Below are 14,471 nucleotides of genomic sequence, written 5' to 3'. Positions count from 1 at the left end.
TATCCCGTATAATGGAATCATGATAACACAGTTTTCTTTTTTCCCGCAACAGGATCAGAGTGAAGGAATTCAGACAGGGGGCCGCATCCGTATATTCTCGGGCAGGCCATTATTCCGTTCCGGTCACGTGGGGATACACCTTTGCCCCTTCATGCCGGTGGGCGATTCTGGCCGACGCCGCAGCCGCGATCCCGGCGACCAGATCGTCCAGAAACACATGAATTCTTCCTCTATCATCGTTCAATTTGCCGATAATTCCCAGCTTTATTTTGTCGAGATAACCAAAACCTGTAAGTCCGATCATCCCGTATACGCCTGTGATGCCGAGCGCCAGCGTCTCATCTGCGCCGTAGAGCGATTCGTCCGCTTCGAGAACCGCCTGCAGCGGCTGGGGAAGCAGCCTCTTCTCTGCCAGCTCATCCAGCGCGACTCCGGTCATCAGCGTGTACTGGACCTCTCTTTTGCCGAGTACCGCCTTCACACTGGACAGGCACTCTTCTTCCGTTAAATCCGCATAATACGCCGATTGCAAAATATATACGATCTCAGCGATGGACTCAAGCGATACTCCCCTGCGCTCCAGCAGTTCTGCCGCCATTTGATAGGACATCATGGAACTCCCCTTTCCGCACGGGCCTTGCCCTGTGGTTTCCTAATGTATGCGGAAAGGGACGGAAATGTTCTTATTTAATTCTTACGGTTCCGTTGCCCATCATGGCCTCAATGGCGGCAACCAGATCCTCGGAGGGCCTGATCCGGTAGCCGTCGCTGAGCGCCAGCAGCTTCTGGTTACGCTCATAGAACAGCAGCGTGGCGGCAGGTCCGGGATGGCGCTGCAGCAGCGCCTGGAGGCGCGACAGCAGCGCCGGATTCTCGGCGGACGGCGTGATCTTGATGAAGACACGCTGTCCGCTGTCCGCTGCCCCGGAGTCCCGGGCAGCGGCTTCTCCGGCGGCCGGGCCAGGCTGGCCGCCGGTTTCCTGCGGCGGGCGCGGGGCGGCAGCCCCCGCCGCGCCCGCCGCTGGCGAGGCCGCGCGCGCAGCAGCACGCGGCGCGGCGGCAGGCGCAGCAGCTCCGCCGGCTGCGCCGCTGCGGGAGGCGCCGGCTGGGGCCGCCCGGCCCGGGCCGCCGGCCCGGGCAGCGGCTGCGCTGCGGCGCTGCAGCAGGCCGCGGAGCGTGTCCGCGCCAAGCGGCGCGACCTCTTCGGCCAGCAGCTTGAAGCCCTCATCCTCCTGCTGCACCTTGGCGCGCAGGGCCAGCAGCGCACCCTTCACGATCAGGGTGCGGCTGCGTTTCCAGACCTCGGGGAAGAGTACGACCTCGCAGCGCTCGATCTGGTCTTCCCACTCCACGAAGGCCATTGCCTTCCCGGCCTTCGTGGTGATTTCCTTGACGGATACGACCATGCCCGCGGTCACGGCCTGGCTCTCATCCGCCGCTTCGCCCAGATCCATGAGCCGCTGCAGGCCCGGCTCCTCCAGCAGCGCGGCGGCATCGTCAAGCGGATGCCCCGACAGGTAGAGCCCCAGCAGCTCGCGCTCCAGCTCCAGCTGCTGGGTAACTGTGAAGCCCGGGATATCCGGGTAGCGGATTTCCCAGTTGGGCGTCTCGATCAGATCGTCGAAGAGCTGAATCTGCAGCTCATCGCGTTCCTTCCGCCACTTCAGCGCGGCATCCACCGTCTCGTCCAGCATCGCAAGCAGCTGCGCGCGGTGGCCCGGCAGCTGGTCGAAGGCACCAGCCTGCAGCAGGGACTCCACCACCCGCTTGTTGCAGACACGGAGATCCACGCGGCGGCAGAAGTCGAGCAGGCTGTCAAAAGGCCGTTCCTTGCGGACTTCTATTATGTTCTCTACGGCGAGAGTTCCGACATTCTTGACGGCCGCCAGTCCGAAACGGATGGCTCCTGCGCCTTGATCATCCGGAACCGGAGTGAACAGCACGCCGCTCTCGTTGACATCTGGCGGCAGCACGCTGATGCCGCTGCGGCGGCATTCCAGCACATATTCCGCCACCTTGCGGTGGGTGCCCATCACAGCCGTCAGCATGGCCGCCATGAACTGGACGGGATAATGGGCCTTGAGGTAGGCTGTCTGGAAAGCCAGCACGCCATAAGCCGCCGCATGGGCACGCGGGAAGCCATAGTTGGCAAACCGCACGATCATATCATAGACAGCGTTGGCATCCGTCTCGGTATAGCCCTGCTGAAGGCTGCCCTGCACGAAATGGCCGCGTTCCTTGTCCAGCGTCTCCCGCTTCTTCTTCGAGACGGCCCGGCGCAGCAGATCCGCTTCACCAAGCGAGAAACCGGCCATCAGCGAAGCGATCTGCATGATCTGCTCCTGATAGACGATAATGCCATAGGTATCGTCCAGAATCTGCTTCAAATCGGCATGGGGATACTCCACTTCAATCTGGCCGTGCTTGCCTGCGATATATTTAGGAATAAATTCCATCGGGCCCGGACGGTACAGCGCGACCACAGATACGATATCCTCGAAGCCTGAAGGCTTCATATCCTTAAGCACGCGGCGTACGCCTGCGGACTCCATCTGGAATACTCCGGTGGTTTCCCCCGCTCCCAGCATTTCATAGGTGAGCGGATCATCATCCGGAATGGTGCGGAAATCAGGAGTGCTCCCGGTCATCTCCGTGATCCAGTTCATGCTGCGTTCAATAATGGACAGCGTGCGCAGTCCGAGAAAATCCATTTTCAGCAGTCCGATGCTCTCCAGATGCTCCATGGAATACTGGGTCAGCGCCGTGCTTTCATTGCCCGCCTGCAGCGGTACAGCATCCGTCAGGGGCCCCTTGGAGATCACGACACCTGCCGCATGGGTGGACGCATGGCGGGGCATGCCCTCGACCTTCATCGCCATATCTAGCAGTCCTTTGATCTTCAGATTGCCGTCGTACAGCGCCTTCAGCTCCGGAGTGCCCTCCAGTGCCCGGGAGATGCTGATGCCAAGCTGCCCCGGAATGAGCTTCGCCGCCTTATCTACCTCGTTATAAGGCAGGTTCAGCACACGGCCTACGTCCCGCACCGCCGCTCTCGCTGCCATGGTTCCGAAGGTAATAATCTGGGCCACATGCTGCTTGCCGTATTTATCCACCACATAGGCAATAACCTCATCGCGCCGTTCATCGCTGAAGTCGATGTCGATATCCGGCATCGTAATGCGCTCAGGGTTGAGAAACCGTTCAAAGAGCAGATTATACTTCAATGGGTCCACATCGGTGATCCGCAGGCAATAAGCAGTCAAGCTGCCTGCGGAAGAGCCTCTTCCCGGACCGGTAACGATGCCCTGCCGGTGGCAGAAGGCAATGAAGTCCCAGACGATCAGAAAATAATCGCTGAACCCCATGCTCTCAATAACGCCCAGCTCATACGCCAGCCGCTTCCCTGCGGCCTCCTTCTCCTCAGGAGAAGCCCAGCGGGGTGTATCCGCATAGCGGGCTTCCAGCCCGTTCCAGCACAGCTCCCGGAGATAGGCGGCCGCATCCATCCCCTCAGGGAGCGGAGAATAGGCAGGCAGGATATGCTCGCCGAAGGTCAGCTCCAAGTTGCATTTCTCGGCGATATTCAGCGTATTTGCGATAGCCTCGGGCACATGCGGGAACAGCGCGGCCATTTGCTCCCCGCTTTTGAGGAACAGCTGGTCTGTGCCGATCTTCAGGCGTTCCTCGTCATCCACCGTCTTGCCCGTGCCGATACAGATCAGCACATCCTGGACCTCGGCATCCTCCTTAGCCAGATAATGGACATCATTCGTGGCCACCAGCGGGATGCCGCATTCGGCGGCGAGGGCGATGAGCTGCGGATTGACCCGCTTTTGCTCCGGCATACCGTGATCCTGCAGTTCCAGATAGAAGTCCCCGCCAAAAATCTCCTTATACCGCAGCGCAGCCTTCCGCGCCTCTTCTTCCCGTCCATGCAGCAGGTGCTGCGGTACCTCGCCGCCGAGACAGGCGCTGAGGCAGATGATACCTTCGGCATGTGCCGCCAGCGATTCCATATCGATCCGGGGTTTGTAATGCTGTCCCTCCAGATGGCCGATGGTCACCAGGCGCATCAGGTTTTGGTATCCGGTCTCATTCTTCGCGAGCAGGATCAGATGGTAGATCGGCTGATCCTTGCGGCTGCCCCGCTCGCGGCGGGAGCCTGCGGTTAAATAGGCTTCGCAGCCGATGATCGGCTTGATGCCGCTGGCCTTGCACGCTTTATAAAAGGGGATTGCCCCGTACATCACTCCATGATCCGTAAGCGCAAGCGTCGTCATGCCGTATTCGCCGGCCCGGCGCACAAGATCTGTAATGCGCGCCGCCCCGTCCAGTAAACTGTATTCGCTGTGCACATGCAAATGCACGAAAGGGCTCATATCCCCACTTCCCTTCAGGTTCCAAAATCAAAACATAAGATGAAACTATTTTATCATATTAGAGGGGGAGCCGCCCATAGAATGAAGAAAGAGCACAAGGACAGGCTGAGTCAGGAAGAGCCTGGTTCGGAAAGGGGCCTTGTTATGAACATTTTTTTGAGCAAAGCCGTTCTCGATTTTTTTATTGCCTTCGGGATTGTGCTCGGAGGCGCCATGCTGGGGGGCATCGGGGCCGTTGTTTCCCTGCAGCCGCCGACGCAGACCATGCTGGATGTGGCCGACCGGATCAAAATCTGGGCGCTTGCCGCCGCCGTCGGAGGAACCATTGACCCGATGCGGGTCATTGAGAGCAATATGCTGGGCGGCAATCTCTCCCCTGCCATCAAGCAAATCCTCTATTTAGTTTTTGCGTTTCTGGGCGCTCATATGGGCAGCGAGCTGGTCAAATGGGTGTGCGGCAAGGGGTGAGACGGCCATGAGGGTTCCTCCTTTCCGGCAATTCCGCCGGTTTTCGCAGCTTTCTGCCATATTTGTGCTGGGAATGGTGGCCGGGAGCATCATGTACAATGCCGTTTTTCATATGGGCTATAATGTGCTCTGGCTGAACAATCAAGATCTGCGGGTCCAGATTGAGCAGTACCGCAAGGATATCCAGACGCTAAAAAAATACAATAATACCTCTACCGTGATCAGGGAAATCAAGCTGCGCACTGAAGACAGCAAAGCAAAGGAAGGTGCTGCCGCGCTCGATCCCGTAACCGTAAAGGAAATCATCCGCAAAATGAGCACAGACCTGGAGCCGATGCGCGGGCGCAGCATGTTCGATATCGACACCGACGGCAAGCTGGCCCGGCTGCTTCTGGACGGCAAAATCTACATTGTGCGCGAGAAGGAATACGCTGTCCGGATCCGCACCATGCTTGTGATGGAGGGTGTGCTGCAGATTTGGGTTGAAATCAGCCCCTATAGACGCAGCTGAGGGCAATCATGGTACAATAGTGGGCAACACGGCTTTTTATAATGAGCTAAAGGAGCTGCCTGTCCATGATTCTGTTCATCAAGTATGTGCTGTTCATTCTGGTGATGGTCTGTTTGATTGGTGCCGCCGTCTACAGCTACACTTCCCGCAGAGCGCAGAATCCGCTCGAAAAAGGAGCCAAACGCTCCATCATGAACATTCTGCTTGGCGCCATGCTGGTCTCGCTTTCCCTGATCTGCATGTTTGTGTTCCGCGGCTCCACGGTTAATGTGATTATCGAAGCGGTGTTTCTGCTGATCGGAGCGTTCAATATCTTTTCCGGGCTGCGCAGCTATGGATTTTACAGCCGGAACCGGAAAAACGAAACACCGCTTCATTGACTGCAGCACATTGAATAGAATCTGCGCCGCGCCAATACAATACAATACAATACAATACACTGGGATAACAGTGTATTTGTAATTGAACGTACCGCAAAAAGACTATCCCCGGCTTACGTGCACGCGCCCAGGATAGTCTTATTGGCATTTGACGGCAGCGGCGCCGTTTGGAAAATGTCCCGGTGGAATCCTGAACGGCATCGGCTAGTTGAAAACTTCAGCCGGCACGGCCGGAATCCCCCTGTCAGCCGTGGTCAATCGACTGCAGCATCAGCACCGCTTTGGCGACCAGGATGTCCATATGGCTGATTTCGATCTCCAGCTTACAGGTCCGGCGGCTGATTTCCAGCAGCTTCGGCATCACAATAACAGCATGCTCGATCTGTACCGGACGGATGAAATAGGTAGACATATTGTCCAGCACATAATCATTCCCCGTGATATCCTTGGCTGCCTTGAAGGCGGAAAGAGTCATCAGGGTAGACAATACGCCTTCGGAAATGGTCCCGAGGTCCGTCGCCATCTGCGGGGTAATGAAACCATGGAAAAACAATTTTCCCTCTTCGTCCCGCTCGTCGGCAAAGCCGTTCCAGATCAGATGGTCAAAGGTTTCCCCGAGCTGCGGCTGGTTGCTGACATCCCGCAGGCTCTGCAGCACCTCTCTCCGGGTCAGCGAACCGACCAGCTTCCGGTTGCGGTCAACGATCGGCAGGAAATCAATCCCTTCCCACATCATAATCTGCGCCGCTGAAGCCAGTGAGGTCTGAAGCGCCGCAGTAACGGGGCTGCGGACCATGACCTTCTCAATACTCTGGCCTTCGGCCAGCTCCTCTGCGTCCCTGCGGCCCACGATGCCGATGACCCGGTTCCATTCATCCGTCACCGGAAAACGCTGCTCCCCGCTGTCCAGCGACAGCTGCCGCAGCTCGGCAACCGTGCTTGAAATTTTGAGGGTGTTCAGGCGCGGCTTGCTGTCCACAATATCCTCAACAAGCATAATCTTCTTCTTGATCAGCCGGTCAAATATCGCCCGGTTGATCATCGAAGCTACGGTAAACGTATCATGCCTGGAGGAAATCACAGGCAGATCCAGTTCATCCGCCAGCGTTTTGACTTCACGGCTTGTCCCAAAGCCCCCGGTCACCAGCACCCCTGCCCCCTGCTCCAGCGCAAGCGAATGGACATCCTCGCGGTTGCCCACGATCAGCAGGCTGTCCGCATCGATATACCGGATCATGGCGTCCACCTTCATCGCCCCGATGACATACTTATGAAGATGCTTGTTCAGTCCGTTCGCACCGCCCAGCACATGCCCTTCTACGATATCCACCACATCACCAAAGGTCAGCTGGTCGGAGATGTTGCGTGGTTTCTTCTCCACCCGGACCGTGCCGATCCGCTCCTTCGTAATGACGATGCCGAGATTCTCGGCCTCCTTCACCGCACGGTAGGCCGTGCCCTCGCTGACCCCCATTTCCCTGGCCAGCTTGCGGACGGAAATTTCGCTCCCTACCTTCAGACTCTCGATGTGCTGCAGCAGTTGCTCATGCTTGGTAATGTTATCGCCTTGACCTTCCAACTGTTACACCCCCATGCTCCGATCTGTACTACTCTGTACCCATTATACACGGTTCGAACGCAGGAGCACAACCGCTTTGCGGGGCATTTTGATCAGGATGGACAGGGCTGGCGTGCATTGGCTCCCCTCCTATTTTCATATGATCTAATTCAGCATATTCGCACCCGTACCGGTGATTCCGCTTATATTAACTCTACTTTTTCCCCGGCCGCACCGGCATAGAATAATCAACAGGTCCGGTATGTTTGCATGAAAAAATCCCCCGTTCCCGCTGCTATTAGCGGACTCAGAGGATAGTTTCATATAAGACGCCGGTTTTAAGATCTCTGTGACGCTCTGGCTGCTTCTTCATTCCACTTCCCCTGCCATTGCTCCAGCTTGTGTCTGCGGACGGCTTCCAGCTGTTTGTGCTTCTCTTCATCCACGCCGATAATGAAATGCAGATGCGCAGCAATGACCAGAAAAGCAAAAAGACACCAGACTACACCAAAGCCAAACACCCAGCCGGGGCCGTTCTGAAAAGACAGCTGAGGCAGCGCATACAGCAGCATGGCCAGTGCCACCAGCATGTAGATGACATGCTTGAATTTGTTCCTTTTTTTCATTGAAGACAGCTCCTTCTTCCACAAGGTTGTTCAATTGACTCTATATCTCTACTCTATGAACAGGCTGCCTTAAATATGAGACAAGTCGGAAAAAAACATGCGGGATGAGCGTTTACTTATGGCAAAGGAGTGCGGTGATGTGAGATGATGGAACCATTTCAGGGGGGGATTTTCATTGAACAACGCATTTAACTATTCCGAGTACATTATCCGCAAAAAAGTATTTTCCATCATGGGAGCCAAGCTGCATATCTACAACAGCTCGGAGGAGCTGGTTTTGTATTCCCAAATGAAAGCCTTCAAGCTGAAAGAAGACATTGCTTTGTTCACCGACGAGGGTATGGAAACAGAACTGCTGCGCATTAAGGCACGCAATGTGATTGATTTCAGCGCCACCTATGATGTGCATGATTCACAGACCGGTGAGCATCTCGGCGCATTGCGCCGCAAAGGGCTTAAATCCATTGTAAAGGATGAATGGGTTCTGCTGGACAGCCGGGATCACGAAACCGGGCTGATCAAGGAAAACAGCACCTTTATGGCATTGCTGCGGCGGTTCATTACACTGATTCCGCAGAAGTATAATATAGAGCTGCGGGACATCACTATTCCCGCCTTCCGGCAGAACTTCAATCCCTTTGTCACGAAGATTATCGCTGACTTCTCTGAGGACCGCAAAGGCTTGCTTGACCGCCGCCTTGCACTGGCTGCCGGGGTTCTGCTCTGCGCAGTGGAGGGCAAGCAGGACTAAGGCGCTTGCAGCAAGCTCGACCGGGTAGCCGGGCTAACCGGCCGCCAGCGCTTCAACAACGGTATTTCTGCCGTTGGCATACAAATGCTTATATTTTTACAAAAAAACGGGGGCCGTTCCTTCAGCCGTGTGGCTGGTGGAACGGTCCTCGTTTTTTGCATTTTTTGCGGTGTTTCCAGTGTATCCGTAAATACTGTAAAACTTATTGTGCACCGCCGTACATTTGTGACAGGCTGTCCGTAATTATTTTGTTCACATCCTCAATAACCACGCTTAGGCGGCGTTCTGCATCGAATAAACGGCGGATGCCCAGATTCAGGTTAAGCACCTCGAACAGCTTCTCCATCTTTTCCATTTCTTCCTGCGGCGGCATTTCCCCGTTCATCATCCGCTGCTGCAGCTCGATCTGGCTCTGCCGGAAGTTGTCCAGCATCCGTTTGCTCTCCTGATCCGCTTCAATCACCCTCATCGCGCTTGTGATATCGGCTACCTCGCTGCTGTCCTTAATGGCCCGTGCCAATTCATGGGCTTTGTCGATTACGTTCATAATGGTTCCTCCTAAAGTTATTCTGCTGCTGGTCTGTTCCCTCTGCGGGCGGATGAATTCCGCCCAGTGCGGCTTTTTAGCAAATAGGTCAATCACCAAGGGTCAGATGTCTCCATATGATGAATGATATGTAACCCTTAAGATTCAAATAGCCGGCATCATGCTGCATACCGGAAGGAGATCCACGATGTCTAAGTTCAAGATCCCGGTCCAAACGGTCCACTCGGGCATCCTGCAGGAAAACGCTGTAATGCTTGGCGACAAATCCATGAAGAAGCTCAAAATACCGGCGCATGGAACCATCCAGCTCACCTTCGGATCTTTCCGGCAGGAGGTTACGGTTATTCCGGTACCCAAATCCGACATTCTCCGCGTCAGCGAAGGACTGGCGCGGCGGCTTGGGCTCCGGCAACGGCTGGCGCTCAATGTTTCCTACAGCTCAGGAAGCCGCACCTTGCGCCTTGGTCCGATCATCGGAGTGCTGGTGAGCCGTGACCATCCGGATCAACCCGACAGGCTGTTCGGCCCGATCACCATGTTCTGCCGGGAGCTGACCAATGCCTGCCATGCACAAGGAGCCTATGTATATTTCTTTACCCCGGAAGCGCTCGAATCGCACAGCACTTCCATTCAGGGCTGGGTATACGATGAAGGCTGGCGTAAGCTGAGTCTGCCTATTGCCGATGTGATCAACAATCGGCTTACCACGCGAAAGGTGGAGAACAAACCTAGCGTACAGCATTTTCTGGCGGATGTAAAATCCCGCTATGGGACACATTTTTTCAATGAGAAATTTCTTGACAAGACTGAGGTATTTGAAGCGCTGGCCCAAGACGCCACCCTGCAGCGGTATTTGCCGGAATCCCATGCCCTGAAGGGTTTCGCGATACTTAAGAAAATGTGCGGAACCTATAACAGTGTGTTTCTTAAGCCGGTTCGCGGGAGTCTCGGCAAAGGCATTCTGCGCATTTCCAAGGATGAGAGCGGCGGCTACCGGCTGTTGTCCACCACGCCAATGGGCACGCGCAAACAAACCTATTCCAGTCTGGCAAAGCTGTTCCAATCCGTTGCCCCCAAAATGAAAACCACCCGCTACCAGATTCAGCAGGGTCTGCCCCTGATGGAGGTGGGCAAGCGGCCAGTCGATTTCCGGGCCCTTGTGCAAAAGAACGGCACCGGAAAATGGGGGGTTACCTCAATTGTCGCCCGGACTGCAGGCAGCAACCATTTTGTCTCGAACCTGGCCCGCGGGGGGACGCTTAGCACGGCACGAGAGGCTATAACGAAAAGCAGCTTGCCCTCTGGAGTGAAAGAGAACTCACAGGTTCTGCTTCCGCGGGCCGCCCTGGCCATTGCCAGGGGTGTAGAAACGTATATCCCCGCACATTTCGGAGAGCTGGGTATCGACCTCGCTCTGGATCAATCGGGCAGAATCTGGCTGCTGGAGGTCAACTCCAAGCCATCCAAAAATGACAACACCCCGCTGAACGATCAAAAGATCCGGCCGTCTGTGAAACAAATGATTTTATACTGCCGTTATCTGGCCGGGTTATAAGGAGGACATCATGACGGAGACAGCAATGGGGTTCCTGGGCATTATGACAGGCCGGGGCCATGGGAATCCCCCTATCGCAGAACGGGAGTTCTGCAGCCAGCTATGCCGGGCAGCCCCGCTGTACAATCTCCAGGTCATCGTGTTTCACCCGGATGGCGTAGCCAGCGACGGTCAAACCGTCAGCGGATACGCCTGGGAGAACGGGAAGTGGAAGCCCGCGCGGGCCTCAGCCCCCGACGTCCTGTACAATCGCTGTCTAACCACCAGTCCGCAGGAAAAAAGAGCAGCTTCCTCCGCCTTGGCCGCTCTATCCCGCTCCCTTCCCTGGTCGCGCGGACTGCCCGATAAATGGAGGGTCTATGAAATTCTCCGGCGGAGCCGCCATGCTGCGGAGATACTGCCCGAAACCCGGCTCTACAAGAACACCTGGGAGCTGGGAACCATGCTTGCGGAAAGAGAACATGGGGTGTTCCTGAAGCCCAGAGCCGGCTCGCACGGCAAACGCACCCTTCATGCCGTCAGATTGCCCCGAAGCCAGGGCGGAGGGATTAACCTGCACGGGCGGGATGGGGCAAATCACCCTTTTCACCATGTATTCGGCACGGTGGATGAAGGGCTGGACTGGGTCCGCGGCTTCATCGGCTTGCGCCGCTATATTATACAGCCATATTTGCAGCTTACAGACAGCTGCGGCCAGCCGTTCGATGTGCGCGTGCTTATGCAGAAGAACGGCCGCGGCGTCTGGACGCTGACCGGCATGGCCGTTCGACTGGGCAGCCGAGGCTCGCTTACCTCCAATCTGCACGGTGGAGGAACTGCAGTCGCTCCCCTGCCATTCCTGCTTGCAGAATATGGGGAGTCTGGAGGGGAACTGCTGCAGGAACTGGCCGGGGCTGCGGCTTATTTGCCTCCATTGCTGGAGGAAGCCTGCGGGAGACTTGGAGAGCTGGGTCTCGATTTCGGCCTTGATGCCGCCGGCAGAATCTTTCTGCTTGAAGCCAATTCCAAGCCAGGGCGCACAGTGTTCCGGCTGACGGGCGACCGCCGGGCTGCTAGACTCGCTGCCGAGAATCCGCTGCGCTATACCCGGCATCTGCTGCTCACGTCTGCGGCGGGTTCGAATGTTCGCCGCTGGACCGCTCCATTATATAGGGGAGAATGATATATCAATGGTTCCTAAGGAGGATTCATAAATGGGTCTCACTTTTTGCAATGTGCATTTCACCAAGCAGCCCCAAAGAGTTGTCTACGTTTCGGGTGAACTGATGAAAAGCCTCAAACTGTCCGGCAAGAAAAACATCCGCCTGCGGCTTGGCAAAGATGCGACTCCGGCAACGATCAAACCGATCAAACGTGCCGGGAAACATCTGTTCCTTGCTTCCGGGGTGAAGAGCGCAATCAAAATCCCGAAGTCCGGAGGCGTCTACCTCCGCAATCTGCAGAATGATGAAGTTCAGCTGGGTCCGCTTGTCGGGGTGTTATCCGACGGGCCGTCTTCGTCGGGGAACCCTTTTGGCTCCCGTACCGGCTTCATCAAGCAGCTGCTGCGTGAGGGCAGCAACAAATGCTATATCTTTGCGTTCATGCCGCGGGATATTGACTGGCAGCAGGAGCAGGTCAACGGCTATTTCCTGAACGCAAGCGGCAAATTCGAGCGCAAGCTGGTTCCGCTGCCGGATGTCGTCTACAACCGGCTCCCCAGCCGCAGAGCGGAGACTTCACCCTACATCAACCAGCTTCGCGAACGGTTTGCACGGAAGAAGATCCCTTATTTCAACTGGAGCTTTTTTAATAAATCAGATGTATACCGGCTGCTGGAGAATGACGGCGTGGCTAATCGTTTTGTCCCCGAAACGCATAGCAACCCGAGCCCGGAACAGATGCGCGATATGCTTGACCGCCATCATTTCGTATATTACAAGCCTTCCGCCGGCAGCCTGGGACACGGGATATACCGGCTGACCTATCTCCCGAAGAAGGGCTACTTCGCCCGTTACCGGAAGAACGGCAAAAATGTGCTGCTGCGCTTTGCCAGCTTTGACAGCCTGATGCGGATGCTGCGGGGCCGGCATGGGCAAAGCCTGCAAAGCTATATAGTCCAGCAGGGCATACGGCTCATTGAAATCGACAGCTGCCCGATCGACTTCCGTTTTCACATGCACAAGAACGGCAGCAATCAATGGGTTGTCGTCGGTATCGGAGCCAAAAAAGCCGGCCGGGGCAGCGTCACCACCCATCTCAAGAACGGCGGTGCGCTGCTCACTCCGCAGCAGGCCCTTGGCCGCGTCTTTGGAACCAGAGCCGACGAAGTGCTGCAGCGGGCCAAAACGACAGCTGTGAAACTGGCCGAATCCCTGGAGCTTCAGCACCGGCATCTGCTCGGCGAAATTGGCTTTGACCTTGGAATTGACCAGGATGAGGACATCTGGATGTTCGAGGCGAATGCCAAACCGGGACGCTCGATCTTCCGCCACCCTTCCCTGCGCGCTGAGGGCAAAGCTTCCGTCGAGCATATCCTGGAGCATTGTCTCTACCTCAGCAAATTCCGCAGGAGGGATGAACTGTGAACAGCCGAATCCCGGACCCTGGCAAACCTGTAATTGCCATTCTGACAACCAGCGACAGACTGCGGCAGTTCCGCGGGAACCGTGAGAACTTCCGTGATATTATCCGTACCGGCAAGGAATTGGGATATCTGGTGTATGTCGTCACCGTCCGCGATCTGAAGCTGGATGAACCGGTGGTAAACGGCTACGTTCCTTCCGCAGGCGGCAGGATTTGGTACAGCACACCCATGCCGCTGCCTCAGGTCGTCTATAACCGGGTCCCCAACCGTAAAGAAGAGGAAAGGGCCTCGGTCGCACGCAAAATAGCAGAATGTCTGGAGCATCCCGAAATCCATCTTTACAACCCCAGCTTCTTTAACAAATGGAATTTGTTTGAATGGTTAAAGGAGTCACGGGCCACTTCGAAGCATGTACCCAAAACGAGACGTCTGCGCAGCGCCGACACGCTGGTTGCAATGCTGAAAAATCATGACAGCCTCTACCTCAAGCCGGAGAACGGCAAGGCGGGCAAAGGGATTATGCGGCTCAGATACCGCATAGATACCAGCCTCCCATACCGGCTGCAGATTCAGAGCGGTAAAAAAAATGTGACGTATAAAGCGGCATCCCTGGACCGTGTATGGGCACGCATCGGCAAAGAAAGAGGATCTTCACGTTATATTGTGCAGCAAGCGATTCAGCTTGCTGCACACCACGGCCGCCCTTTCGATCTGCGTGTGCTGCTGCAGAAGAACGGCAAGGGGGCCTGGGCGGTAACCGGCATCGGGGCGCGTCTGGCCGGAGCCCGGAGCATAACGACCCATGTGCCGCGCGGCGGCAGCATCGAAGAGCCTTCCAGCATGCTGGAAGGCACCTTCGGGGCGGAGCGGGCGGCGGCCATTCTGAAGTCTGTGCCCATGACCGCCCTGCTGATCGCCCGGCAGATCGAACGGGCATCCGAAACCATGCTTGGAGAGATGTCGATGGATCTGGGCGTGGATGAGGAAGGCGGACTGTGGTTTTTTGAGGCCAACTCCCGTCCGATGAAATTTGATGAGCCGGCCATCCGTAAGCTGTCGCTGGAACGGATTTTCCAGTTCGGCCAGCATCTGTCCCGTCACCGCAAATAGCCCATGAAACCCAGTAAAGG

13 protein-coding genes are annotated in these 14,471 nt (G+C 56.2%); 8 read left to right on the top strand and 5 right to left on the bottom strand.

Annotation, left to right across the window (positions count from 1 at the left end):
* Window positions 1-109: 109 nt before the first annotated feature.
* Window positions 110-610, bottom strand: a complete 501-nt coding sequence (locus BLQ82_RS00180) for a phosphatidylglycerophosphatase A family protein (protein WP_042266504.1) — start codon at window positions 608-610, stop codon at window positions 110-112.
* 73 nt (window positions 611-683) lie between these two features.
* Window positions 684-4,379 carry a DNA polymerase III subunit alpha gene (locus tag BLQ82_RS00175; RefSeq protein WP_074647549.1) on the bottom strand — a complete coding sequence of 1,232 codons (3,696 nt, stop codon included), beginning with the start codon at window positions 4,377-4,379 and terminating at the stop codon, window positions 684-686.
* Between the two features lie 144 nt (window positions 4,380-4,523).
* On the opposite strand from BLQ82_RS00175, the gene BLQ82_RS00170 reads away from it, so the two are divergent.
* The 3 genes from BLQ82_RS00170 (at window position 4,524) to BLQ82_RS00160 (ending at window position 5,738) form a co-directional block, all read left to right on the top strand.
* On the top strand, window positions 4,524-4,847 hold the full coding sequence (locus tag BLQ82_RS00170) for a YtrH family sporulation protein (protein ID WP_062526859.1): 324 nt from the start codon (window positions 4,524-4,526) through the stop codon (window positions 4,845-4,847).
* 7 nt (window positions 4,848-4,854) lie between these two features.
* The gene (locus BLQ82_RS00165; RefSeq protein ID WP_062526239.1) at window positions 4,855-5,358 is read left to right on the top strand and encodes a sporulation membrane protein YtrI; all 504 of its coding nucleotides are present in this window, start codon (window positions 4,855-4,857) and stop codon (window positions 5,356-5,358) included.
* A 65-nt stretch (window positions 5,359-5,423) separates the two neighbouring features.
* Window positions 5,424-5,738, top strand: a complete 315-nt coding sequence (locus tag BLQ82_RS00160; RefSeq protein ID WP_062526238.1) for a YtpI family protein — start codon at window positions 5,424-5,426, stop codon at window positions 5,736-5,738.
* Window positions 5,739-5,982: 244 nt separating this feature from the next.
* Here the strand turns inward: BLQ82_RS00160 and BLQ82_RS00155 are convergent, their stop codons facing one another.
* Entirely contained in the window at window positions 5,983-7,317 is a 1,335-nt protein-coding gene (locus BLQ82_RS00155; RefSeq protein ID WP_062526236.1) for a DRTGG domain-containing protein, read from the bottom strand.
* Window positions 7,318-7,634: 317 nt separating this feature from the next.
* Window positions 7,635-7,922 (bottom strand): hypothetical protein, encoded by a 288-nt coding sequence (locus BLQ82_RS00150; RefSeq protein WP_062526233.1) that lies wholly within the window; start codon window positions 7,920-7,922, stop codon window positions 7,635-7,637.
* A gap of 175 nt (window positions 7,923-8,097) precedes the next feature.
* Between BLQ82_RS00150 and BLQ82_RS00145 the strand changes: the two genes are divergently transcribed.
* Window positions 8,098-8,673: an LURP-one-related family protein gene (locus tag BLQ82_RS00145; protein ID WP_062526231.1), complete on the top strand. Its 576-nt coding sequence runs from the start codon at window positions 8,098-8,100 to the stop codon at window positions 8,671-8,673.
* A gap of 202 nt (window positions 8,674-8,875) precedes the next feature.
* Here BLQ82_RS00145 and BLQ82_RS00140 read toward each other — a convergent pair whose 3' ends face one another.
* Entirely contained in the window at window positions 8,876-9,220 is a 345-nt protein-coding gene (locus BLQ82_RS00140; RefSeq protein WP_020429231.1) for a YlbF family regulator, read from the bottom strand.
* Between the two features lie 187 nt (window positions 9,221-9,407).
* On the opposite strand from BLQ82_RS00140, the gene BLQ82_RS00135 reads away from it, so the two are divergent.
* The 4 genes from BLQ82_RS00135 to BLQ82_RS00120 are packed head-to-tail and all read left to right on the top strand — an operon-like array spanning window position 9,408 to window position 14,451.
* Window positions 9,408-10,775 (top strand): YheC/YheD family endospore coat-associated protein, encoded by a 1,368-nt coding sequence (locus tag BLQ82_RS00135; RefSeq protein ID WP_062526229.1) that lies wholly within the window; start codon window positions 9,408-9,410, stop codon window positions 10,773-10,775.
* Between the two features lie 10 nt (window positions 10,776-10,785).
* Window positions 10,786-11,937, top strand: a complete 1,152-nt coding sequence (locus tag BLQ82_RS00130) for a YheC/YheD family endospore coat-associated protein (RefSeq protein ID WP_062526227.1) — start codon at window positions 10,786-10,788, stop codon at window positions 11,935-11,937.
* Between the two features lie 31 nt (window positions 11,938-11,968).
* Window positions 11,969-13,342, top strand: coding sequence for a YheC/YheD family endospore coat-associated protein (locus BLQ82_RS00125; protein ID WP_062526225.1), 1,374 nt, complete (start codon window positions 11,969-11,971; stop codon window positions 13,340-13,342).
* Window positions 13,339-14,451 carry a YheC/YheD family endospore coat-associated protein gene (locus tag BLQ82_RS00120; protein WP_062526223.1) on the top strand — a complete coding sequence of 371 codons (1,113 nt, stop codon included), beginning with the start codon at window positions 13,339-13,341 and terminating at the stop codon, window positions 14,449-14,451. The genes BLQ82_RS00125 and BLQ82_RS00120 overlap by 4 nt, the downstream gene beginning before the upstream one ends.
* The last annotated feature ends 20 nt before the right edge of the window (window positions 14,452-14,471 follow it).

The organism is Paenibacillus jilunlii, from assembly GCF_900102965.1.
GTDB lineage: Bacteria > Bacillota > Bacilli > Paenibacillales > Paenibacillaceae > Paenibacillus_AQ > Paenibacillus_AQ jilunlii.
This window is presented reverse-complemented; position numbering and strand designations above follow the sequence as displayed.

Bases quoted from the DNA above. Each gene is read 5' to 3' on its own strand.
- BLQ82_RS00180 (WP_042266504.1), bottom strand. From the start codon at position 610: ATGTCCTATCAAATGGCGGCAGAACTGCTGGAGCGCAGGGGAGTATCG.
- BLQ82_RS00175 (WP_074647549.1), bottom strand. From the start codon at position 4,379: ATGAGCCCTTTCGTGCATTTGCATGTGCACAGCGAATACAGTTTACTG.
- BLQ82_RS00170 (WP_062526859.1), top strand. From the start codon at position 4,524: ATGAACATTTTTTTGAGCAAAGCCGTTCTCGATTTTTTTATTGCCTTC.
- BLQ82_RS00150 (WP_062526233.1), bottom strand. From the start codon at position 7,922: ATGAAAAAAAGGAACAAATTCAAGCATGTCATCTACATGCTGGTGGCA.
- BLQ82_RS00165 (WP_062526239.1), top strand. From the start codon at position 4,855: ATGAGGGTTCCTCCTTTCCGGCAATTCCGCCGGTTTTCGCAGCTTTCT.
- BLQ82_RS00130 (WP_062526227.1), top strand. From the start codon at position 10,786: ATGACGGAGACAGCAATGGGGTTCCTGGGCATTATGACAGGCCGGGGC.
- BLQ82_RS00135 (WP_062526229.1), top strand. From the start codon at position 9,408: ATGTCTAAGTTCAAGATCCCGGTCCAAACGGTCCACTCGGGCATCCTG.
- BLQ82_RS00160 (WP_062526238.1), top strand. From the start codon at position 5,424: ATGATTCTGTTCATCAAGTATGTGCTGTTCATTCTGGTGATGGTCTGT.
- BLQ82_RS00125 (WP_062526225.1), top strand. From the start codon at position 11,969: ATGGGTCTCACTTTTTGCAATGTGCATTTCACCAAGCAGCCCCAAAGA.
- BLQ82_RS00140 (WP_020429231.1), bottom strand. From the start codon at position 9,220: ATGAACGTAATCGACAAAGCCCATGAATTGGCACGGGCCATTAAGGAC.